19 protein-coding genes, 1 pseudogene and 1 riboswitch are annotated in these 21,415 nt (G+C 36.8%); of the genes and pseudogenes, 13 read left to right on the top strand and 7 right to left on the bottom strand.

The genetic code is table 11. From position 1 onward, the window contains the following. Positions 1-60 precede the first annotated feature (60 nt). The 4 genes from purM to purD all read left to right on the top strand — a co-directional run bounded on the left by purM (position 61) and on the right by purD (position 4,738). Positions 61-1,101, top strand: coding sequence for a phosphoribosylformylglycinamidine cyclo-ligase (gene purM, locus ACQKNR_RS20890; RefSeq protein WP_427320221.1), 1,041 nt, complete (start codon positions 61-63; stop codon positions 1,099-1,101). Continuing rightward, positions 1,098-1,685, top strand: a complete 588-nt coding sequence (gene purN, locus ACQKNR_RS20885; protein WP_427320220.1) for a phosphoribosylglycinamide formyltransferase — start codon at positions 1,098-1,100, stop codon at positions 1,683-1,685. The genes purM and purN overlap by 4 nt, the downstream gene beginning before the upstream one ends. 24 nt (positions 1,686-1,709) lie before the next feature. Next, positions 1,710-3,245, top strand: a complete 1,536-nt coding sequence (gene purH / locus ACQKNR_RS20880) for a bifunctional phosphoribosylaminoimidazolecarboxamide formyltransferase/IMP cyclohydrolase (protein WP_427320218.1) — start codon at positions 1,710-1,712, stop codon at positions 3,243-3,245. A 221-nt stretch (positions 3,246-3,466) separates the two neighbouring features. Next, positions 3,467-4,738 (top strand): phosphoribosylamine--glycine ligase, encoded by a 1,272-nt coding sequence (gene purD, locus ACQKNR_RS20875; protein ID WP_427320216.1) that lies wholly within the window; start codon positions 3,467-3,469, stop codon positions 4,736-4,738. Positions 4,739-4,775: 37 nt separating this feature from the next. Here purD and ACQKNR_RS20870 read toward each other — a convergent pair whose 3' ends face one another. The 3 genes from ACQKNR_RS20870 to ACQKNR_RS20860 form a co-directional block, all read right to left on the bottom strand. After that, positions 4,776-4,940, bottom strand: a complete 165-nt coding sequence (locus tag ACQKNR_RS20870) for a toxin-antitoxin system HicB family antitoxin (protein WP_001085173.1) — start codon at positions 4,938-4,940, stop codon at positions 4,776-4,778. Positions 4,941-4,955: 15 nt separating this feature from the next. Beyond that, entirely contained in the window at positions 4,956-5,801 is an 846-nt protein-coding gene (locus tag ACQKNR_RS20865) for an SPFH domain-containing protein (protein ID WP_427320214.1), read from the bottom strand. A gap of 229 nt (positions 5,802-6,030) precedes the next feature. Further along, entirely contained in the window at positions 6,031-6,408 is a 378-nt protein-coding gene (locus ACQKNR_RS20860; RefSeq protein ID WP_427320212.1) for a YgaP family membrane protein, read from the bottom strand. 294 nt (positions 6,409-6,702) lie between these two features. On the opposite strand from ACQKNR_RS20860, the gene ACQKNR_RS20855 reads away from it, so the two are divergent. From ACQKNR_RS20855 to pruA, 6 genes are all read left to right on the top strand, one after another. Then, on the top strand, positions 6,703-7,392 hold the full coding sequence (locus ACQKNR_RS20855) for a heptaprenylglyceryl phosphate synthase (protein WP_427320210.1): 690 nt from the start codon (positions 6,703-6,705) through the stop codon (positions 7,390-7,392). A 12-nt stretch (positions 7,393-7,404) separates the two neighbouring features. Beyond that, positions 7,405-9,648, top strand: a complete 2,244-nt coding sequence (gene pcrA / locus ACQKNR_RS20850) for a DNA helicase PcrA (protein WP_427320208.1) — start codon at positions 7,405-7,407, stop codon at positions 9,646-9,648. 15 nt (positions 9,649-9,663) lie between these two features. Next, entirely contained in the window at positions 9,664-11,673 is a 2,010-nt protein-coding gene (ligA, locus tag ACQKNR_RS20845) for an NAD-dependent DNA ligase LigA (RefSeq protein ID WP_427320206.1), read from the top strand. A gap of 16 nt (positions 11,674-11,689) precedes the next feature. Further along, a complete protein-coding gene (locus tag ACQKNR_RS20840; protein WP_427320204.1) occupies positions 11,690-12,886 on the top strand; it encodes a CamS family sex pheromone protein in 1,197 nt (398 codons plus the stop codon). A 95-nt stretch (positions 12,887-12,981) separates the two neighbouring features. Beyond that, positions 12,982-13,752, top strand: coding sequence for a TSUP family transporter (locus ACQKNR_RS20835; RefSeq protein WP_427320202.1), 771 nt, complete (start codon positions 12,982-12,984; stop codon positions 13,750-13,752). A gap of 154 nt (positions 13,753-13,906) precedes the next feature. Continuing rightward, a complete protein-coding gene (gene pruA / locus ACQKNR_RS20830; RefSeq protein ID WP_025150178.1) occupies positions 13,907-15,454 on the top strand; it encodes an L-glutamate gamma-semialdehyde dehydrogenase in 1,548 nt (515 codons plus the stop codon). Positions 15,455-15,704: 250 nt separating this feature from the next. On the opposite strand, the gene ACQKNR_RS20825 is transcribed toward pruA, so the two are convergent. Next, positions 15,705-16,292, bottom strand: a complete 588-nt coding sequence (locus tag ACQKNR_RS20825; RefSeq protein WP_427320241.1) for a cysteine hydrolase family protein — start codon at positions 16,290-16,292, stop codon at positions 15,705-15,707. A 218-nt stretch (positions 16,293-16,510) separates the two neighbouring features. Next, positions 16,511-16,615, top strand: a riboswitch (SAM riboswitch). Positions 16,616-16,738: 123 nt separating this feature from the next. Between ACQKNR_RS20825 and ACQKNR_RS20820 the strand changes: the two genes are divergently transcribed. From ACQKNR_RS20820 to ACQKNR_RS20810, 3 genes are read left to right on the top strand one after another with little or no spacing between them, the layout of a single operon-like run. Further along, positions 16,739-17,758: a methionine ABC transporter ATP-binding protein gene (locus ACQKNR_RS20820; protein ID WP_427320200.1), complete on the top strand. Its 1,020-nt coding sequence runs from the start codon at positions 16,739-16,741 to the stop codon at positions 17,756-17,758. Then, on the top strand, positions 17,748-18,413 hold the full coding sequence (locus tag ACQKNR_RS20815; RefSeq protein WP_427320198.1) for a methionine ABC transporter permease: 666 nt from the start codon (positions 17,748-17,750) through the stop codon (positions 18,411-18,413). Before ACQKNR_RS20820 ends, ACQKNR_RS20815 begins: the two co-directional genes overlap by 11 nt. 21 nt (positions 18,414-18,434) lie before the next feature. After that, complete coding sequence (locus ACQKNR_RS20810; RefSeq protein ID WP_427320196.1) at positions 18,435-19,289, top strand: MetQ/NlpA family ABC transporter substrate-binding protein; 855 nt, start codon at positions 18,435-18,437, stop codon at positions 19,287-19,289. A 168-nt stretch (positions 19,290-19,457) separates the two neighbouring features. On the opposite strand, the pseudogene ACQKNR_RS20805 reads toward ACQKNR_RS20810, so the two are convergent. From ACQKNR_RS20805 to ACQKNR_RS20795, 3 genes and pseudogenes are all read right to left on the bottom strand, one after another. Continuing rightward, a pseudogene (locus ACQKNR_RS20805) lies at positions 19,458-19,926 on the bottom strand (HXXEE domain-containing protein). Positions 19,927-19,984: 58 nt separating this feature from the next. Then, complete coding sequence (locus ACQKNR_RS20800) at positions 19,985-20,176, bottom strand: DUF3926 domain-containing protein (protein ID WP_042981549.1); 192 nt, start codon at positions 20,174-20,176, stop codon at positions 19,985-19,987. Then, entirely contained in the window at positions 20,169-21,350 is a 1,182-nt protein-coding gene (locus ACQKNR_RS20795; protein ID WP_427320193.1) for an ArsA family ATPase, read from the bottom strand. Before ACQKNR_RS20795 ends, ACQKNR_RS20800 begins: the two co-directional genes overlap by 8 nt. Between the last annotated feature and the right edge of the window lie 65 nt (positions 21,351-21,415).

Here is a 21,415-nt window from a genome sequence, read left to right as displayed (position 1 = left end):
TTCTTTCTTAAAACGGCCGCCCTGGATGGGGAGAAATTAAAAGACGAGGTGTAAATAACGATGGCGAATGCATATAAGCAAGCAGGAGTAGATATTGAAGCTGGATATGAAGCGGTATCTCGCATGAAAAAACACGTACAAACAACTATGAGAAAAGAAGTACTAGGCGGTTTAGGCGGTTTTGGAGGTATGTTTGATCTATCAAAATTTGCATTAGAAGAACCTGTATTAGTATCTGGAACAGATGGCGTGGGAACAAAATTGATGCTCGCTTTTATGGCAGATAAACATGACACAATTGGTATTGATGCAGTAGCAATGTGTGTAAATGATATTGTTGTTCAAGGAGCAGAGCCGCTTTTCTTCCTTGATTATATTGCTTGTGGTAAAGCTGAACCTAGTAAAATTGAAAACATCGTCAAAGGTATATCAGAGGGCTGTCGCCAAGCTGGTTGTGCATTAATTGGTGGAGAAACAGCTGAAATGCCAGGAATGTATTCTACGGAAGAATACGATTTAGCTGGTTTTACAGTTGGGATTGTTGATAAAAAGAAAATTGTAACAGGTGAAAAGATTGAAGCTGGTCATGTATTAATTGGCTTAGCATCTAGCGGTATTCATAGTAACGGCTATTCATTAGTACGAAAGGTGTTACTAGAAGATGGACAGTTATCTTTAGACCGTATTTATGGGCGTTTAGAACTACCTCTTGGTGAAGAGTTATTAAAACCAACGAAAATTTATGTCAAACCTATTTTAGAACTATTGAAGAAACATGAAGTATACGGTATGGCGCATATTACGGGTGGCGGGTTCATTGAAAATATTCCTCGTATGTTGCCAGAGGGAATCGGTGCAGAAATTGAACTAGGATCTTGGGAAATTCAGCCGATTTTCAGTTTACTTCAAGAAGTTGGGAAACTAGAAGAGAAAGAAATGTTCAATATTTTTAACATGGGTATTGGTATGGTAGTAGCGGTGAAAGAAGAAGAGGCAAAAGATATCGTTCGTCTTCTTGAGGAGCAAGGAGAAACAGCTCGTATTATTGGACGTACGGTACAAGGAGCTGGCGTTACCTTTAACGGGGGCGCAACACTATGAGTAGATTAGCGGTTTTTGCTTCTGGAAGCGGATCTAACTTTCAATCTCTCGTTAATGCGGTAGAAGAAAAAAGACTGGGTGCAGATATTAGTCTATTAGTATGTGATAAACCAGAGGCACGCGCTATTGGACGGGCACATTATCATCATATTCCGTGTTTTGCCTTTTCAGCGAAAGCATATGAGTCAAAAGAAGCATTTGAAAAAGAAATATTAAAGAAGCTAGAAGAGTATGAAATTGATTATGTTATTTTAGCTGGATATATGCGTTTAATTGGACCGACTTTACTAGAAGCGTACGGCGGGAAGATTATTAATATTCATCCATCACTACTACCGAGTTTTCCAGGTAAAGATGCTGTCGGGCAAGCGTTAGAAGCAGGTGTGAAAGTAACTGGAGTAACAATTCATTATGTAGATGCAGGTATGGATACAGGTCCAATTATTGCGCAAGAAGCAGTAGTTGTTTCTGAAGGGGATACGAGAGAAAGTTTACAAAAGAAAATTCAACAAGTTGAACATAAATTATACGTAAATACAGTGAATCAAATTGTTCAGTCTGTGAAAGAACCAACTGTTAACTAACATACAACCAGGGGTGAAGGATAAATGAAAAAGCGTGCATTAGTAAGTGTTTCAGATAAAACAGGAGTAGTAGAATTTGTTAAAGGTTTACTAGAACAAGGGATTGAAGTTATTTCAACAGGTGGTACGAAAAAATTACTAGAAGAAAATGGCTTACAAGTAATCGGCATTTCTGAAGTAACTGGTTTCCCAGAAATTATGGATGGCCGTGTAAAAACATTACACCCAAATATTCATGGTGGTCTATTGGCGGTTCGTGATAATGAAACGCATGTAGCACAAATGAATGAATTAGGTATTCAACCAATTGATTTTGTTGTTGTTAACTTATATCCATTTAAAGAAACAATCGCTAAGCCTGATGTAACATTTGCTGATGCAATTGAAAATATTGATATCGGTGGCCCGACGATGATTCGTTCCGCTGCGAAAAATCATAAATTTGTATCGGTAATTGTAGATCCGGTAGATTACGATGTTGTATTAGCAGAACTGAAAGAGAACGGTGAAGTAACAGAGGAAACGAAACGTAAATTAGCAGCGAAAGTATTCCGTCATACAGCGGCATATGATGCGTTAATTTCTAACTACCTAACAGAGCAAATGGGTGAAGAAAGCCCAGAAACATTAACGGTGACATTTGAGAAAAAACAAGATTTACGTTATGGAGAAAATCCACATCAAAAAGCAACATTCTATAAAGCGCCATTTGCAGCAACTTCTTCTGTTGCATACGCAGAACAATTACATGGAAAAGAATTATCTTATAACAATATTAATGATGCAGATGCAGCGCTTAGCATCGTAAAAGAATTTACAGAACCAGCAGTAGTAGCTGTAAAACATATGAATCCATGTGGTGTTGGAGTAGGAACTGATATTCATGAAGCATACACACGCGCTTATGAAGCAGATCCAGTATCAATTTTTGGCGGTATTATTGCAGCAAATCGTGAAATTGATAAAGCTACAGCAGAAAAGTTACATGAAATTTTCTTAGAAATTATTATTGCACCTTCTTTCTCACAAGAAGCTTTAGAAGTTCTGCAAAGTAAGAAAAATTTACGTTTACTAACTGTAAATATTGAAAAAGCAACAAGTGCAAGTAAAAAACTAACTTCTGTACAAGGTGGTCTTCTTGTTCAAGAGGAAGATACGTTATCATTAGATGAAAGTACAATTTCAATTCCGACGAAGCGTGAACCATCAGAACAAGAGTGGAAAGATTTAAAACTAGCTTGGAAAGTTGTAAAACATGTGAAATCAAATGCAATTGTTTTAGCGAAAGATGATATGACAATTGGTGTAGGTGCTGGACAAATGAACCGTGTAGGTTCTGCGAAGATTGCAATCACACAAGCTAGTGAAAAAGCACAAGGTAGCGCACTTGCATCTGATGCTTTCTTCCCAATGCCAGATACAGTAGAAGAGGCAGCAAAAGCAGGTATTACAGCAATTATCCAACCAGGTGGATCAATTCGTGATGAGGATTCTATTAAAGTGGCAGATAAGTATGGGATTGCAATGGTGTTCACTGGCGTACGTCATTTCAAACACTAATAGAGGATGTTTAAAAAGTCCGGTCAAGATAACTGTCGCATGTCGTCGTTGCATTGCCAGTGCGGTACTCATGTAGGAAAGCTACACTCCGTGTCCTCCTGGCAAATGCGCCTCGACTTGCTCGGTTCTCTTGATCCTCTTTTTTAAACTTTTATTGATATGAAAGCAAACTAGGAGCATAGCTTCTAGTTTGTACTTATTTAATTATTGGGGGATGAAATATGAATGTTTTAGTAATTGGCCGCGGTGGGCGTGAGCATGCTCTAGCTTGGAAATTTGCACAATCTGAAAAGGTAGAAAAGGTGTATGTAGCACCAGGTAATGAAGGTATGCGCGATGTTGCAACACCAGTTGATATTGATGAAAATGATTTTGAGGCATTAGTTTTATTTGCCAAAGAGAATAATGTTGAATTAACTTTCGTTGGACCAGAAATTCCACTTATGAATGGAATTGTTGATCGTTTTAAAGAAGAGGGACTTCGCGTATTTGGTCCGAATAAAGCGGCTGCTGTTATTGAAGGTAGTAAAGCTTTTACGAAAGAATTGATGAAAAAGTATAATATACCAACTGCGGCATATGAAACTTTTACAGACTATGAAGAAGCAGTAAAGTACATTGAAAAAGTTGGTGCACCAATTGTTATTAAGGCAGACGGCTTAGCAGCTGGTAAAGGTGTAACGGTAGCAATGACGCTTGAAGAGGCATTACAAGCTGTGAAAGAAATGCTACAAGATGTGAAATTCGGCGAAGCAAGTAAGAAGGTCGTTATTGAAGAATTTTTAGATGGACAAGAATTTTCATTAATGGCATTTGTCAATGGAACAACTGTACATCCAATGGTAATTGCTCAAGATCATAAACGAGCTTTTGATGGCGATAAAGGTCCTAATACAGGCGGGATGGGTGCATATTCTCCAGTACCACAAATTCCGGAATCAGCAGTGCAACAAGCGATTGAAACAGTATTACATCCAACTGCTAAAGCGATGATCCAAGAAAACCGTTCGTTTACAGGTATTTTATATGCAGGGCTTATTTTAACAAATGATGGTCCAAAGGTAATTGAATTTAATGCACGCTTTGGTGATCCTGAAACGGAAGTTGTATTACCTCGCTTAGAAAACGATTTAGTTGATGTATGTAACGCTGTATTAGATGAAAGTGAATTAACGTTAGAATGGTCAGAGGAAGCAGTTATCGGTGTTGTACTTGCTTCTAAAGGATATCCGGAAGCGTATAAAAAAGGTGAAATTATTAATGGATTAGATGCACTGCAAGATGTAATTGTTTTCCATGCGGGAACATTGATGAAACACGGTGACTTTGTAACAAACGGTGGGCGTGTCTTATTTGTTGCTTGCAAGGCAAAAAATTTACAAGAGGCGAAAGATAAAGTATATAAAGAAATTGGTAAAATTGAGAGTGATGGTCTATTTTATCGAAGTGATATAGGGTATCGTGCAATTGTGCATGAGATGACGAGAAGCTAATGTATAAAAAATCCCGCTGATTCCTCAGCGGGATTTTTTATACATCTTTATCTTTTTTTAGTTTTCCTTTTTGCTTTGCCATTTCTCGAAGTAAATACTCGATGTGTGCATTGACGCTACGAAACTCATCATTCGCCCATTTTTCGATGACTGCGTGTAATTCAGGATCAATACGTAATGGAAAGCTTTTCTTTTTAGCCATAATTACTTACAACCTTTAGTATAGGCTTCCTGTATTAATAACTGGCTGTGCACCTTTATCTGAAACGATGGCAACTAATAAGTTGTTCACCATATTTGCTTTACGCTCGTCATCTAATTCAAGTACGCCTTCTTCATCTAACATATGGATTGAATCTTTGGCCATCTTCACAGCACCTTCAACAATTTCTTTTCTAGCAGCTAATACAGCTTTTGCTTGTTGACGTTGTAGCATTGCATGGGCAATTTCTGTTGCGTAAGCTAAATGCGTTAAACGAGTTTCTAACACTTCTACGCCAGCAATTTCAAGGCGCGCTTCTAGCTCACGTTTTAATTCCTCAGAGACTTCTTCAGTATTTCCGCGTAATGTAACGCAGCTATCATCTTGGAAATTGTCATAAGGATATTTTGTTGCTACGTGGCGGATTGCCGTTTCACTTTGAATTTCTACAAATCGATCGTAATGCTCAACACCAAACATTGCTTTTGCAGAATCAACAACTTTATATACAATAACAGCTGCAATTTCAATTGGATTCCCATCAACATCATTTACTTTTAATTTCTTACTGTTAAAGTTTTCAACACGTAAAGATACAGTTTGACGGAATGCGAATGGAATTGTTAAAAATAAACCGTTTTGACGAATTGTTCCTAAATAATTACCGAAAAACGTAATTACTTTTGCTTGGTTTGGTTGAACGATGCCAATACCCGTCGCGAGAACCGCGGCTAAAATAATAGTTAATGCTGCTACTATGAAAATTTCTTGCACAAGGCAAAATACACCAATAGCGGCCAAAATCAAAATCCCAATAATACCGAGAAAACCATTTACATAAAAAACTTGTTTTTCTTTCATATGATCGCCTCCTGATATAAAAATGATATCACTTTTATATCATTATATGCAAGGGATTTACACCTAATTTTCTGAATTTTATTGATTGATATCTTTTATGTACGCTTTAGGGATAAAACTCTGAAGGGATAAGAATGTACGTTCTGTTTTGTGGTAAAATAAAGAAGACTTAGCCGCCCACTGCAGCAGCTAAGTCTCTTTGAGAGCATCTTGCATCGTGACAAATGATTCAAAGCGGTTTTGCCAGGATTAATTCTTCAATCGCTGACTCTATCTCTTTGTCAGAAGCATCATAACTTCCATTTGACTTTGGTTTGTCATGACTGGAAGCTTGATTCACTTCTTCTTTAGCATGTCCTTTTTCAGTAAAATTCATGCTAGGCATTTTAAATGCGCCCATATTCATATATTTCCCAAATTTACACACTTCAGCAATAGGGCAGAAACGAACAATTCCCTCTGCGATTTTCATTGCACCAATCCATAGCAGAACGTTAGACCAAATGCACCTTGGCTTACGGACGAGTTTAGTTGCACTACAGCCAAAGAGGATAAGCCCGAGTGTAATTCGAATTAGGGCATTTATTGTTCCGATGTTTTGCTTCATTAGAAAAACACTCCTTTTTATGAAAGTTGAAATAGCAAATACTATTTCTCTTATTAGTATCCCGTACGATTTTGGTGATATGTAATCCAACATTTGACGTTGAAAAAGATGTTGGAATGGGCGTGTGTGTAAGTAGCTTTTTTTGTTATAATGAAAGAATGCATAAAAGGAAGTTTAAAACTAGATCCTCTTATTTGGATAAATATAGAGGAGAGATTAAAAAAACCTGATAAAAATTAACTGTTATTTTGAACAGAAATATAGATATAACTAGAAAAAAGGAAGGGTGTTTTCATGTACGATATTTCCGGATGGAAACATGTATTTAAGCTTGATCCAAATAAGGAGTTAAGCGATGAACATTTAGAAATGATTTGTGAATCTGGAACGGATGCTGTGATTGTAGGCGGAAGTGATGGAGTTACAATTGATAACGTATTACACATGCTAGTTAGCATTCGTAGATATGCAGTTCCGTGCGTGTTAGAGGTTTCTGATGTGGAAGCAATTACACCAGGGTTTGATTTTTATTATATACCAAGTGTTTTAAATAGCCGAAAAGTAGAATGGGTAACGGGTGTTCATCATGGGGCATTGAAAGAATTTGGGGATATTATGGACTGGGACGAAATTTTTATGGAAGGGTATTGTGTTTTAAACCCAGAAGCGAAAGTAGCCCAGCTTACAGATGCGAAATGTGATTTAACAGAAGATGATGTTATTGCATACGCGCGTTTAGCAGACAAGCTATTACATTTACCGATATTCTATTTAGAATATAGCGGTACGTATGGGGATATTGAACTTGTTAAAAATGTAAAAGCAGAATTGAAACAAGCTAAGCTATATTATGGCGGTGGTATTTCTAATGCAGAACAAGCGAAAGAAATGGCACAGTATGCGGATACAGTAGTTGTTGGAAATGTTATTTATGATGATATAAAAGCTGCGTTAAAAACAGTTAAAGCAGTAAAAGGAGAGTAGGTGTAGGCGTATATGAGTATGACAGATAGGTTATTAAATGGTTTAAATCCACAGCAACAAAAAGCAGTACAAACAACAAATGGACCACTTCTATTAATGGCGGGAGCAGGTAGTGGTAAAACACGTGTGCTAACACACCGTATTGCGTATTTACTTGGTGAAAAAGGTGTGGCGCCATGGAATGTACTAGCAATTACCTTTACAAATAAAGCTGCTCGTGAAATGCGCGAACGTATTGATACACTTGTTGGGCCAGAAGCAGAAGATATTTGGATTTCTACGTTCCACTCTATGTGCGTACGTATTTTACGACGTGATATTGACCGCATTGGGATTAATCGTAACTTTACGATTTTAGATGCAGGTGATCAGTTAACTGTAGTAAAAAAAATTATGAAAGAGCGCAATATTGACCCGAAGAAGTTTGAGCCGCGCTCTATTTTAGCGGGTATTAGTAATGCGAAAAATGAACTGTTATCTGCAGATAAATATGCAAAAAAAATTACAATCGCTGATCCATATGAAAAATTAACGAGCGATGTATATACAGAATATCAAAAACGTCTTTTGAAAAATAACTCATTAGATTTTGATGATTTAATTATGACGACGATTCAGCTATTTGAGCGTGTTCCAGAAGTACTAGAGTTCTATCAGCGTAAGTTCCAATATATTCATGTTGATGAGTATCAAGATACGAACAAAGCTCAGTACCTTCTTGTTAAACATTTGGCAGCGCGTTTTAAAAACCTTTGCGTTGTAGGTGACTCAGATCAGTCTATTTACCGTTGGCGTGGTGCGGATATTTCTAACATTTTGTCATTCGAAAAAGACTATGAGAATGCACAAGTTATTTTGTTAGAACAAAACTATCGTTCATCACAAAATATTTTGAATGCAGCTAATGCGGTAATTGAAAAGAATTCAAACCGTAAACCGAAGAAATTATGGACAGACAATCAAGTTGGGAGCAAGATTTCGTATTATCGTGCTGCAACCGAAAAGGACGAAGCGTATTTTGTTGCGAAAAAAATTCGTGATGACATTCAAATGGGGAACCGAAAATATACTGATTTTGCAGTATTATATCGTACGAATGCCCAGTCTCGTATGGTCGAGGAGATTTTCCTAAAATCTAATATCCCTTACAAAATTGTCGGTGGTACTAAGTTCTACGACCGTAAAGAGATTAAAGACATTTTGGCGTATTTACGTCTAATTGGGAATCCAGATGATGAGATTAGTTTTGCACGCATTATTAACATGCCAAAGCGTGGAATTGGTGCTACTTCTATCGATAAAATTATTAATTACGGTGTAAAAAATGGAATTTCATTAACTGCTGTATTAGATGAGATTGAGCATGTTGGAGTAAGTGCAAAAATAACAAAAGCAGTAAAAGAATTTGCAGGGTTATTACACAACTGGGTAAATATGCAAGAGTATTTATCTGTTACAGAATTAGTTGAAGAAGTTATTGAAAAAACAGGCTATCGCGAGATGTTGAAAAATGAGCGTTCTTTAGAAGCAGAAGGTCGTTTAGAAAACTTAGACGAGTTTTTATCTGTTACGCAAACATTTGAATCGCAAAGCGAAGATAAGAGTCTCGTTGCATTCTTAACAGACTTAGCTCTTGTTGCGGATATTGATCGTGTAGATGAAGATCCAACTGCTGGTGAAGAAGTTATTTTAATGACGATGCACTCAGCGAAAGGATTAGAATTCCCAGTTGTCTTTATTGTTGGTTTAGAGGAAGGGATATTCCCGCATACGCGTTCTCTTATGGAAGAAGATGAAATGCAAGAAGAGCGTCGTCTTGCCTATGTAGGTATTACCCGTGCAGAAGAAGAGTTATACCTATCCAATGCGCAAATGCGTACTTTATTTGGTAGAACAAGTATGAACGCTGCATCTCGATTTATTACAGAAATTCCGACAGAATTAGTGGAATCATTAAATGAAACAGCGCCGAAGCGTGAAACTTCGTTTGGTGCAAAAGGAAGAACGACAGGCGCAACGGCAGGTGCGACGACAACCCGTTCTCGTTCAGCTTTCGTGCGTCCGGCTGTCAAGACAACAGGTGGCGAGCAAATTGGCTGGGCAGTAGGTGACAAAGCTTCCCACCAAAAATGGGGAGTCGGTACAGTTGTAAGTGTAAAAGGTGAGGGAGATGCAAAAGAATTAGATATTGCGTTCCCAAGTCCAATTGGTATTAAACGTTTATTAGCGAAATTTGCACCTGTGACGAAACAATAGGAAAGGAATGAGGATATGTCAAAAGAGATAACAAAAAAGCGTATAGAAGAACTGCGTGATTTGTTAAATACATTTAACTATCAATATCACGTATTAGACAATCCTTCGGTTTCTGATGCGGAATATGACCGTAATATGCAGGAGCTTATAAAATTAGAAGCAGAGAACCCAGAGTATATGAGTGAAGATTCTCCCTCCGTGCGTGTTGGGGGAACGGTTCTTGATATATTTGAAAAAGTAACACATAAGTCACCGATGTTAAGTTTAGGAAATGCATTTAACGAAGGCGATTTACGTGATTTCGACCGAAGAGTACGTCAAGGAATTGATGGTGCGAATGTAAGATATATATGTGAATTAAAAATTGACGGGCTTGCTGTTTCACTTCATTATGAAAAAGGACGCTTTATTCAAGGAGCAACACGTGGTGATGGTGTAACTGGGGAAGATATTACCCAAAACTTAAAAACGATTAAAGCTATCCCGCTTCGTTTAAATGAAGAAGTAACGTTAGAAGCACGAGGCGAGGCTTATATGCCGAAGCGTTCATTTGTTAAGTTAAATGAAGAAAAAGAGCAAAATGGTGAAGATGTATTTGCGAATCCGCGTAATGCGGCAGCAGGTTCGATACGCCAACTTGATCCGAAAATTGCAGCAAAGCGTAACCTATCTATGTTTGTGTATGGTCTTGCGAATGTAGAAGAAAAAACAATTCTATCGCATAGTGAATCGCTTGATTTCTTAGGCGAGCTCGGATTTAAAACAAATCCAAATCGCCGTACATGTGAATCAATCGAAGAGGTTATAGCTTATGTAGAAGAATGGCAGGAAAAACGTCCTCATCTTGATTATGAGATTGATGGAATCGTTATAAAAGTAGATGATGTTGCTCTTCAAGAAAGTTTAGGAACTACAGCAAAGAGTCCAAGATGGGCGATTGCTTATAAATTCCCAGCTGAAGAAGTTGTAACGAAATTAACGGGGATTGAATTAAGTGTTGGCCGCACAGGGGTTGTAACACCGACTGCAGAGTTAGAGCCGGTGCGAGTGGCCGGTACTATCGTTCGCCGAGCCTCTTTACATAATGAGGATTTAATTCGTGAAAAAGATATTCGAATTGGTGACTACGTTGTTGTGAAAAAGGCAGGGGACATTATTCCTGAAGTTGTGAACGTTATTTTTGATAAGCGTACTGGTGAGGAAGAAGAATACCGCATGCCAACGCATTGCCCAGCATGTGAGAGTGAACTAGTTCGTTTAGAAGAAGAGGTTGCACTTCGTTGTATAAATCCAACTTGTCCGGCTCAAATTCGTGAAGGGTTAATTCATTTCGTTTCAAGGAATGCAATGAATATTGATGGACTGGGAGAGCGTGTAATTACACAGCTCTTTGATGCAGATTATATCCGTACGTTTGCAGATTTATATGCATTGACGAAAGAACAATTACTACAGTTAGAGCGTTTTGGTGAAAAATCAGCAACAAATTTAGTACAAGCAATTGATAATTCGAAGGAAAACTCATTAGAGCGATTACTATTTGGTCTTGGAATTCGCCACGTCGGAGCGAAAGCAGCACGTACATTTGCGGAGCATTTTGAAACGATGGATGCGCTTGTGAAGGCAACGGAAGAAGAACTGAAAGCAATTAATGAAATTGGCGAAAAAATGGCTCAATCCGTTGTGACATATTTTGATAATGAAGACGTATTAGAGCTATTACAACAGTTTAAAGAGTATGGCGTGAACATGACATACAAAGGTATAAAAAGTGCAGATTTACAAAATGTTGAATCTTACTTCGCAGGAAAAACGGTTGTCTTAACAGGTAAGCTAGAAGTTATGGGACGAAGTGAAGCGAAGAAAAAGATTGAAGCACTAGGTGGGAAAGTAACAGGAAGTGTTAGTAAAAGTACGGATTTAGTTGTTGCAGGTGAAGCAGCAGGTTCGAAATTAGCACAAGCGGAGAAACATAGTATTGAGGTTTGGAATGAAGAGAGGTTCTTACAAGAGCTAAATAAGTAAGAGGTGCAAACTTACCATGAAAAAAATAGCATTAGCGGTATTAAGTCTTGGCTTACTTGTAAGTGGGTGTAGTGCAGGTGCCGATAAAGATGAAAAAGTGGTTGAGAAATCGGGGAAAGCAAAAGAGCAAGCAATCGTCCCGAAGTACTCTATTTCGGATGAATATTATAAGACGACTGTTCCATTTGACGCAGGATCTGCACGTGGTTTAGTTGTACAAGGATTAAATAGTCGTCTTGATATAGATGAATTTGAAACAGGATTAATGCGTATTGCGAAAGAATCATTTAGTACGAAAGATTATTTCTTTAAAGGTGGCAGCGTTCTAGATGCTCAAACTGTACAAATGCTTGTCAAAAGAAAGCGTACAGATGCCGAACAAAAAGAGCTAGAGGACAAATTAAAAAAAGATGCGGTTAAATTTCCGAACATAGGGCTAAATCCAGCGCTAAGTGAAGGATCCGAATCACTAGAAGTAAAAAATAAAAAAAATCCAATATATATTTCAAATATTTTAGAGCATGATTATTATGTGAAAAAAGGCGAGAAAGATGTTGAACGTGGTGGCATCGTAGTTGGGTTAGCGATGAATTCAGTTCAGTATTTTAATGAAGAGCATGGTTATCCGCGTGAGGCTAAAATTGAGGAAGAAAAAATGTTAGCTGAAGGGAAAAAAATGGCGCAAGAAATCTTGAAAGTCATGCATCAAAAAGACGCTAGCACAAAAAATGTTCCAATTACATTTGCGATTTATCGTCAGGCTCCAAAGTCTTCACTCGTGCCAGGAAATTTTGTTTCTTATGCTAATGTGGAAAAAGGTAGTGACACGGTTGAGGATTGGAAACAAATTAACGAGAAATATTATTTGTTCCCATCTGAACAAGCGAAAACGGATAATAAGCGTGAAGATCTTGCGAGAATATCAAACTTTAAAGCGAAACTAAGCGATTATTTCCAAGGTGACTATACGGCTGTTATTGGTACTGGTATGTATAAAGACGATGAATTAAAAGAAATGAAGCTTGAAATTCCTGTCCAGTTTAATGGGAAAGCGGAAATAATTGGTTTTACACAATATGTAGCAGGACTTGTTATGGAATACTTCCCGAATTACATGAAAGTACAAGTAACGATTAAATCTGTAGAACGTCCGGAAGCTATTATTATACGTGAAGCGAAGCAAGATGAACCGCTTGTGAAAATTTTAGATTAAAGATGAGAGCTGTTCCTTTATGGAACAGCTTTTTTTCTTGAAAAATTTTGTTATAATTTTAAATGTTACAAATAAGAGGGTAAGGGGTAAAGGTCATGGACGAACTAAGTCTTCAAGTCATTATTTTATTAATTGCATTTGGGTTTTTAGCAGCTTTTATTGATTCGGTTGTTGGAGGTGGAGGATTAATTTCGCTTCCTGCACTTATGTTTGTTGGCTTATCACCAGCTTCGGCAATTGCAACAAATAAATTAGCTGCAACAATGGGGACGTTCACGAGTGCAATTTATTTTATTCGATCAGGAAAGGTTAATTTTAAAATTGTAGGAAAGTTAATCCCGTTAACTATTGTTGGAGCAGTCGCAGGTGCTTTAGTAGTAAAATTTATTCCGCCGGATATTTTACGTCCATTAGTACTTGTAATGTTGGTGTTTATTGCCATATATATTATTGCGAAAAAGGATTGGGGAAGTGTATCTACCTATAAGAAGATGACGAAAAGGAAAACATTAATGTTTTTCTTTGTTATTTTAATGATAGGGTTTTACGATGGATTTTTTGGACCAGGGACAGGATCCTTTTTAATTTTTGCATTTTTATTAATTGGTTTGGATTTTATTCAAGCGGCAGCATCTGGAAAACTTTTGAACTTTGTTAGTAATATCGTATCTTTAATTACTTTTTTATTTTTAGATATAATCCATTTTGAATACGGTATTATTATGGGATTATCAATGATTTTAGGTGCTTATTTTGGATCAAAGTTTGCGGTTCAAAAAGGCGTTGGATATGTGAGAACTTTATTTTTACTAGTTACTATATTATTGATTGGGAAAAATGTTATGGAATATACTCATATTTTGTAGATTCATACGTATGTATGAATCTCTTTTTTTTGTTATATTTTAAAAATTAATTAATTTTTAAAATATAAGTCTAGGAATATTTGAATAAATCTAAATTATCGTGTAGAATAATGTTGTAAAATGTAAACGTTTTTCTAAGGGGAGGCTAAAAAGAATGGTAGTAGCATACAAACATGAGCCATTTACAGATTTTTCAGTGGAGGCTAACAAATTAGCGTTTGAAGAAGGTTTAAAGAAAGTAGAATCTTATCTTGGACAAGACTATCCATTAATTATTGGGGGAGAAAAAATCACTACAGAAGACAAAATTGTTTCTGTAAACCCTGCAAATAAAGAGGAACTTGTTGGTCGTGTTTCAAAAGCAAGCCGTGAATTAGCTGAAAAAGCAATGCAAGTAGCGGATGAAACATTCCAAACTTGGAGAAAATCAAAACCAGAAATGCGTGCAGACATTTTATTCCGCGCTGCAGCAATCGTTCGTCGTAGAAAACATGAGTTCTCTGCTATCCTTGTAAAAGAAGCAGGTAAACCATGGAATGAGGCAGATGCTGATACAGCAGAAGCAATCGATTTTATGGAATATTATGGTCGTCAAATGTTAAAATTAAAAGACGGTATCCCAGTAGAAAGCCGTCCAATTGAATATAATCGTTTCTCTTACATTCCATTAGGAGTAGGTGTTATCATTTCTCCTTGGAACTTCCCATTCGCAATTATGGCGGGTATGACAACAGCTGCTTTAGTTTCTGGTAACACAGTATTACTAAAACCAGCTAGTACAACTCCTGTAGTAGCAGCGAAATTCATGGAAGTATTAGAAGAAGCTGGCTTACCAGCTGGCGTAGTAAACTTCGTGCCAGGTAATGGTTCTGAAGTTGGTGACTACTTAGTAGATCATCCTCGTACACGTTTTGTTAGCTTCACTGGATCTCGTGATGTAGGTATCCGTATTTATGAGCGTGCAGCGAAAGTAAACCCAGGACAAATCTGGTTAAAACGCGTTATCGCTGAAATGGGCGGTAAAGATACAATCGTTGTTGATAAAGAAGCAGATCTTGAATTAGCAGCTAAATCTATCGTTGCATCAGCATTCGGATTCTCAGGACAAAAATGTTCTGCATGTTCTCGTGCGGTAATCCACGAAGATGTATACGATCATGTATTAAATCGTGCTGTTGAATTAACAAAAGAATTAACAGTTGCTAACCCAGCTGTATTAGGTACAAACATGGGTCCTGTTAATGACCAAGCTGCATTCGATAAAGTAATGAGCTATGTTGCAATTGGTAAAGAAGAAGGTAGAATCTTAGCAGGTGGCGAAGGAGACGATTCTAAAGGCTGGTTCATCCAACCAACAATCGTTGCTGACGTTGCAGAAGATGCTCGCTTAATGAAAGAAGAAATCTTCGGACCAGTAGTAGCATTCTGTAAAGCAAAAGACTTCGATCATGCACTTGCAATTGCAAACAATACAGAATACGGTTTAACAGGAGCGGTTGTTTCTAATAACCGTGACCATATTGAAAAAGCACGTGAAGACTTCCACGTAGGTAACTTATACTTCAACCGTGGATGTACTGGTGCAATCGTAGGTTACCAACCATTCGGTGGCTTTAACATGTCTGGTACAGACTCTAAAGCTGGTGGCCCTGATTACTTAGCACTTCACATGCAAGCAAAAACTACTTCTGAAACTTTATAAGAAATAGCAGAGGAGCTCTTCACAGAATGTGAAGAGCTCCTTTTAAAATTAGAATCCTATATATTACTATTATTCGAAGGGGATGAGCTAAACCCTATTAATAGCGGGATAAACATGTAAATAGAAATAAAGTGACGAGAAAAGTTGATTTATTAGTCACATTTTTTAGTATTCATTTTAAGAATTTCCTGTATAATACAATTTGAAAGAAAATCTATGGTTTGACAAGAAACACTCTTTTCGGTTTTGCTCACCGGAAGGGGTGTTTTTTTGCAGCTAAAAACTCTCCTGTACTCATTACATTTGCGTATACTCCATCCAAACTTGCTAAAATTGCATTATGGATATAAACAGCCGGTATAGTAGCATTTTTAAAAGAAAGATCTTTTGTAGCACAAGCATCATGTATAACGGTACAATGAAAGCCAAAATCAAAAGCAGCCCTTACTGTAGCATCAATACACATATGAGTCATCATCCCGCATATGACGATGTGTTCAATGTCTAAACGTTGTAATTGTTCTAGAAGATTAGTTTCTCGGAAGCTATTTGGATAATGTTTGAGTATAACCGTTTCCTCTCTAAGCGGACGGGCATTTTCGTGAATATGGACACCTTCTGTATTAGGTAGGAAAAAAGTAGCATCATCTTTTATAGCTACATGTTGGATATGAAAAATAGGTTCGTTGTTCACTCTAAAGTGTTGTAATAGCTGACTAGCGTATTCGCTTGCTTCTACTGGATTACGCAATTCCATCTTTCCATTTGGAAAATAATCATTTTGAATATCAACGAGTAAAAGAGCTGTTTTCATATATTTATCTTCCTCCGATTTCATTTTCAAATAATGTTATTCAATTTGTAGAGAAGCATCTCCTTTTTAAAAATATGAGAGAGAAGAATTTTACATCACTTTAAAAATTACAATTTTTTATGAATTTTCATTTGAAAATTGCAATAAAGAAACAATTGATATTTTTCTGAAAAAAAGATATTGACTCTTATTATTCTGAGTTCTATAATGAGAATTAATTAAATGACAATTAAATCGATACATTCTTATCCAGAGAGGTGGAGGGACTGGCCCTACGATACCTCAGCAACGGGTTTTGTAATACCGTGCTAATTCCAGCAAGCCTATAAAGGCTTGAAAGATGAGAAGATGTGAACGAGTACATATAAGTGCTCTCCTTCTTATCTTTATGGTTGATAAGAAGGAGAGCACTTTTTATTTTACCTCGAAAGCTCTACTTCAAGCTTTTACAGCATATAGGAGGGAAGAAAATGATTTCTTTTAATAACGTAAGTAAAGTATATGAATCAGGCGGACAGTCTGTTCATGCGGTGGAGGATGTAACGTTATCAGTTGAAAAAGGTGAAATTTTTGGCATTATCGGATTTAGTGGCGCTGGAAAAAGTACGTTATTACGTCTAGTAAATATGTTAGAGAGACCAACTGCAGGAATGATTTCAATAGATGATAAAGATATTACATCATTATCAACGAAAGAATTACGAAAATTAAGACAAAGAATCGGGATGATTTTTCAAAGCTTTAATTTATTTAATTCAAGAACAGTATTTGGGAATATTGCTTATCCATTAAAGTTAGCGAAAGTGCCAAAGAATGAGATAAAAGAAAGAGTAAATGAACTGCTGAAGTTTGTAGGGCTAGAAGATAAAGCAAACTATTATCCAGAGCAACTATCAGGTGGTCAAAAGCAACGTGTTGGGATTGCTAGGGCACTTGCGACATCACCGGATATCCTTATATGTGATGAGGCAACATCAGCTTTAGATCCGGAAACAACGACAGAAATTTTAAACCTATTAAAGAAAGTAAATCGAGAATATAATTTAACAATTCTTCTTATTACACACGAAATGCACGTTGTGAAAGAAATTTGCCACCGTGTAGCTGTTATGGAGAAAGGGAAAGTAATTGAAGAAGGAAAACTGTTTGATGTTTTCACAAAACCAAAAACAAAGACGACTCAAAACTTTGTACGTTCTGTTATTAATGATCATTTACCGGAAAGTGTTTTAGCGAAAATTCAAAACGGAGGACAGATTTATCGTCTAACATTTACTGGTGAGGAGACAGGGCAGCCGGTACTATCATATATCGCAAAAAACTATAACGTCGATGTAAATGTTCTGTACGGAAATATTATTGAACTCCAAAATGTGCTATTTGGAAATCTTCTTGTAGAGCTACAAGGTGGGCAGAAGGAAATTCAAAAAGCATTACAACATCTAAGGCTGCAAGTGCAGCTGAAGGAGGTAGAAGCTCATGCGAGTTGATTGGAGTATATTTTGGCCTCGCATATTAGATGCGACGGGGGATACCCTCTTAATGGTAATTGTGACCCTTATATTTGCTACAATTCTCGGTATACCTCTAGGTTTACTTCTATATGTAACGAGAAAAGGAAATTTTTTAGAAAATAAATGGGTCTTTTCTATCCTTAATATCATAATTAATACAATTCGTCCGATTCCATTCATTATCTTTTTAGTAGCTTTAAGTCCGCTAACAAGAAGTGTTATCGGAACGACGATTGGAACAGCAGCAGCAATTTTCCCAATGACGTTAGTTGCATCAATTGGTATTGCTAGAATGGTTGAAACGAATCTTGTTTCTGTTCCGAGAGGGGTAATTGAAGCGGCACAAGCAATGGGTGCTTCACCACTTAGAATTGTTTTTGAAATTCTTGTACTAGAAGCATTAGCACCATTAATTTTAGGCGTTACATTTATGACAGTGGGTTTAATTGAGTTTTCTGCAGTTGCTGGGCTTGTCGGCGGTGGCGGTCTTGGTGACTTAGCTATGACATATGGTTATCAACGCTTTGATACATCAGTTATGTTCGTAACGGTTGTTTTACTTATTATTCTCGTACAGTTAGCTCAAAATTTAGGAAACTACTTTGCGAAAGTCTTTTTACGCAGATCATAAAAAGGAAGAGGGGAAAAGAAAATGAAGAAAATTTTAGCATTTGCATTATCTACAATCGTAGGAATTACAGCTTTAAGTGGCTGCTCAGGTGGAGATACGGGTGCAGGAGCGAAAGAGAAAGTAGTTCGCGTCGGTGTAACTGGAACAGATGGAGACGCTTGGGAGATTTTAAAGAAAAAAGCTGAAAAAGAAGGAATTAAGATTAAACTGGTTGAGTTCTCTGACTACACAACGCCAAATAAAGCGTTAGCTGATGGAGATATCGAACTAAACTCATTCCAGCATATTGCTTTCTTAGAGCAATTTAAGAAGGAGCATAAGTTAGATCTTACAGCTGTTGGGACAACACAAATTGCACCAATGGGCTTATACTCTGAAAAATATAAGAAAGTAAATGAAATTCCAGATGGTTCAGAAATTGCTATTCCAAATGATCCAACGAACCAAGCGCGTGCATTAAAACTTCTTGACGCAGCTGGGTTATTAAAGCTTAAGAAAGATTTCGGTCTATTTGGAGATCCAAGTGGTATTGCTGAAAATCCGAAGAAATTAAAAATTACACCGGTTATCGCACAGCAAACACCTCGCGTATTAAAAGATGTAGCAGCTTCGGTTATTAATAACGGTGTTGCTGGTCAAGCTGGATTAAATCCAGTGAAGGATCCGATTTTCTTAGAAGATCCAAAGAATGAAAATGCAAAGGCCTATATTAATATTTTCGCAGCTCGTACGAAAGATAAAGATGATCCAACATTGAAAAAAGTAATTGAATTATACCATTCAAAAGAAGTAACCGATGCAATTAAGAAAGAAACAAATGATGGTTCAATTTCAGTAGATCTTTCAATTGAGGAGCTTGCAAAAATCGCAAAATAATCATTGGGTTTAACGACTAACAGTTTGGAACCCCTCCGCTGATAGTTCGTTCAACATATAATCTACTTAACAAACTCTAATTCTGGACCGTCCAATTTTGTATAACGTAGAATCCAATGTTTGTTAAGTAGAGTGATGGGCCAGGAATTTTCCTGGTCTTTTTTTTTATTACTGAAAGCAGCTAGCTAATAGTAAAGTAATCCAAATTATAATGGGATAAGAAAATAAACTGAAAATGAGTGTAATTACGAATTGTTTTTGACGGATGGAATGTTTTTTTTTGTGAGAAAAAGAAAATAGAAAAGAAGACAATGAAAACTGCTGATATAACGCCAGGATTATAGGAGCGATACATGAAAAACAAAATAATATGTTGAACAGAGTTGAAGAAGATAGCCCCTTGTATAAAAATAATCCAGTATAAAGAAGTTAAGACGTTTAGTTGATATAGAAAAATGATAAGTAAGACAAAGATTGTTAATAGGGAAATGGAAATGAGAAATTGTTGGCTCGTTATAATATGGATTGAAAATTGATTAGCAAGATATTGTGGCATCTGGAAAGCTTCTTCAAGGTTATGAATGAAAAATAATAAAGGAATGATCCAGGGCATAATAGTGGAATGTTTTTTCATCAACTTACATCACTCCAATAAAGATATAGAAAGCCTAAAAAGGCTCTCTATACGAATATGGTTATTCGATTATGATGCTTTTTAAATTATCTTCAGGATGCGTTTGTTCTGTCGGATGAGCAGCGAGCTCTTCTTGCAAAATATTCAGTATGTGTTTAGCTGATTGCTGAATCGGACTCGGTAGCTCTTCTAATACTCGCATACCGACCTTTATTTTTGTACGAATTATTCTCCGGAGTAGTTCATCATGCATGCACTACACCTCCAAACCGAATGTTTAATACATCTTCTTCAAATTTTGCTCCTTGAATAGAAAGGTGTGTTAACGTTTTTGGTAATGTGATATTTCGTTTAACAGAACCAGAACGGATAATAAGTTCATCACCTTTTTGATTTAATGAAAGTTCACTTTTGTTTGAGAAGGGAATGGACAGAACGAAAATATATTCATCGCCATCTTTTTTTACATATTGTGTGCGACCATTAAATTTTACTTCCGTAGGAGAAGAGTCGGATTTAAATAAAGCATCTCCTACACGTTCTAACATAGACAACCCGACAACTTCTTGTTCAAACATCGGAGCTTCGTAAATAGGAAGGGGTTGAAAGCTATCTTGAATTAATGTTTTATATTTCTTTTGTGTATCTTTCCATGCTTGAAAATAAGGATCGGTGACAGTGCTAGGGATGACGCGGTTAATCATAATGGCATCTACGTTATAATCGTATAAATTTAAATAAGTAAAGCTACGTTGAGCCTCTTTAATAACCATTTTTTCAGGATTTACAACAACGCGAATACTTGTTACTTCTCGGTTTGATAAGATATCTCTCATTTCTCCAAGTTGTTCAAGCGTATTCGTTAATTCGTCCATAATATCGTCTGTTGGGAGGGGGACGCCAAGAAGTGGTTGCGCTACAGGACGAACAACTTTTAAAACTTTTCTTTTAATAGGAAATAGTTTTTCCATCCACCAGCCGAGCATGTCTGGGAAGCTAAGCATTGCTAAAGTTTCTCCTGTTGGAGCGCAATCAATGATGATAACATCGTATGCATTTTGTTTATAGTAATCCAGCACGCGAAGCAAGCTAATTAAATCTTCCATACCAGGAAACATCGTTAATTCTTCTGTTGTAATATCATCAGCTGCTTTGGAAGTGAAGAGGAGTGTAATATATTTTTGTAATTTCCCCCAGCCTTTTTCCATTTCATAAATAGTATTAATCTCTTGAGCCCATAAGTTCTCGCGAATTTCTAATGGTTCAGAAGATAGTTTTATACCAAATGAATCTCCTAAACTATGAGCAGGGTCTGTGCTCATTACTAATGTTTTTAACCCTTGTTTTGCACTTTGAAGTGCTGTTGCTGCTGAAATGCTAGTTTTTCCTACGCCGCCTTTACCTGTATACAAAATAATTCTCATCACTATATCCCCTTTGTTTCGAATATCGAATATTACGAGTGTCGAAATATTTAATTGAATAAAAACCC

Origin of the sequence: Bacillus sp. NPDC094077 (genome assembly GCF_050279465.1) — a bacterium.
GTDB lineage: Bacteria > Bacillota > Bacilli > Bacillales > Bacillaceae_G > Bacillus_A.
The sequence above is the reverse complement of the archived record's forward strand: the minus strand, read 5'-3'. Positions and strand labels throughout refer to the sequence as shown.

Bases quoted from the DNA above. Each gene is read 5' to 3' on its own strand.
- ACQKNR_RS20870 (WP_001085173.1), bottom strand. From the start codon at position 4,940: ATGGCTAAAAAGAAAAGCTTTCCATTACGTATTGATCCTGAATTACAC.
- ACQKNR_RS20865 (WP_427320214.1), bottom strand. From the start codon at position 5,801: ATGAAAGAAAAACAAGTTTTTTATGTAAATGGTTTTCTCGGTATTATT.
- ACQKNR_RS20835 (WP_427320202.1), top strand. From the start codon at position 12,982: ATGGACGAACTAAGTCTTCAAGTCATTATTTTATTAATTGCATTTGGG.
- purD (WP_427320216.1), top strand. From the start codon at position 3,467: ATGAATGTTTTAGTAATTGGCCGCGGTGGGCGTGAGCATGCTCTAGCT.
- ligA (WP_427320206.1), top strand. From the start codon at position 9,664: ATGTCAAAAGAGATAACAAAAAAGCGTATAGAAGAACTGCGTGATTTG.
- ACQKNR_RS20860 (WP_427320212.1), bottom strand. From the start codon at position 6,408: ATGAAGCAAAACATCGGAACAATAAATGCCCTAATTCGAATTACACTC.
- ACQKNR_RS20855 (WP_427320210.1), top strand. From the start codon at position 6,703: ATGTACGATATTTCCGGATGGAAACATGTATTTAAGCTTGATCCAAAT.
- ACQKNR_RS20840 (WP_427320204.1), top strand. From the start codon at position 11,690: ATGAAAAAAATAGCATTAGCGGTATTAAGTCTTGGCTTACTTGTAAGT.
- ACQKNR_RS20810 (WP_427320196.1), top strand. From the start codon at position 18,435: ATGAAGAAAATTTTAGCATTTGCATTATCTACAATCGTAGGAATTACA.
- purN (WP_427320220.1), top strand. From the start codon at position 1,098: ATGAGTAGATTAGCGGTTTTTGCTTCTGGAAGCGGATCTAACTTTCAA.
- pcrA (WP_427320208.1), top strand. From the start codon at position 7,405: ATGAGTATGACAGATAGGTTATTAAATGGTTTAAATCCACAGCAACAA.
- ACQKNR_RS20825 (WP_427320241.1), bottom strand. From the start codon at position 16,292: ATGAAATCGGAGGAAGATAAATATATGAAAACAGCTCTTTTACTCGTT.
- ACQKNR_RS20800 (WP_042981549.1), bottom strand. From the start codon at position 20,176: ATGCATGATGAACTACTCCGGAGAATAATTCGTACAAAAATAAAGGTC.
- pruA (WP_025150178.1), top strand. From the start codon at position 13,907: ATGGTAGTAGCATACAAACATGAGCCATTTACAGATTTTTCAGTGGAG.
- purM (WP_427320221.1), top strand. From the start codon at position 61: ATGGCGAATGCATATAAGCAAGCAGGAGTAGATATTGAAGCTGGATAT.
- ACQKNR_RS20820 (WP_427320200.1), top strand. From the start codon at position 16,739: ATGATTTCTTTTAATAACGTAAGTAAAGTATATGAATCAGGCGGACAG.
- purH (WP_427320218.1), top strand. From the start codon at position 1,710: ATGAAAAAGCGTGCATTAGTAAGTGTTTCAGATAAAACAGGAGTAGTA.
- ACQKNR_RS20815 (WP_427320198.1), top strand. From the start codon at position 17,748: ATGCGAGTTGATTGGAGTATATTTTGGCCTCGCATATTAGATGCGACG.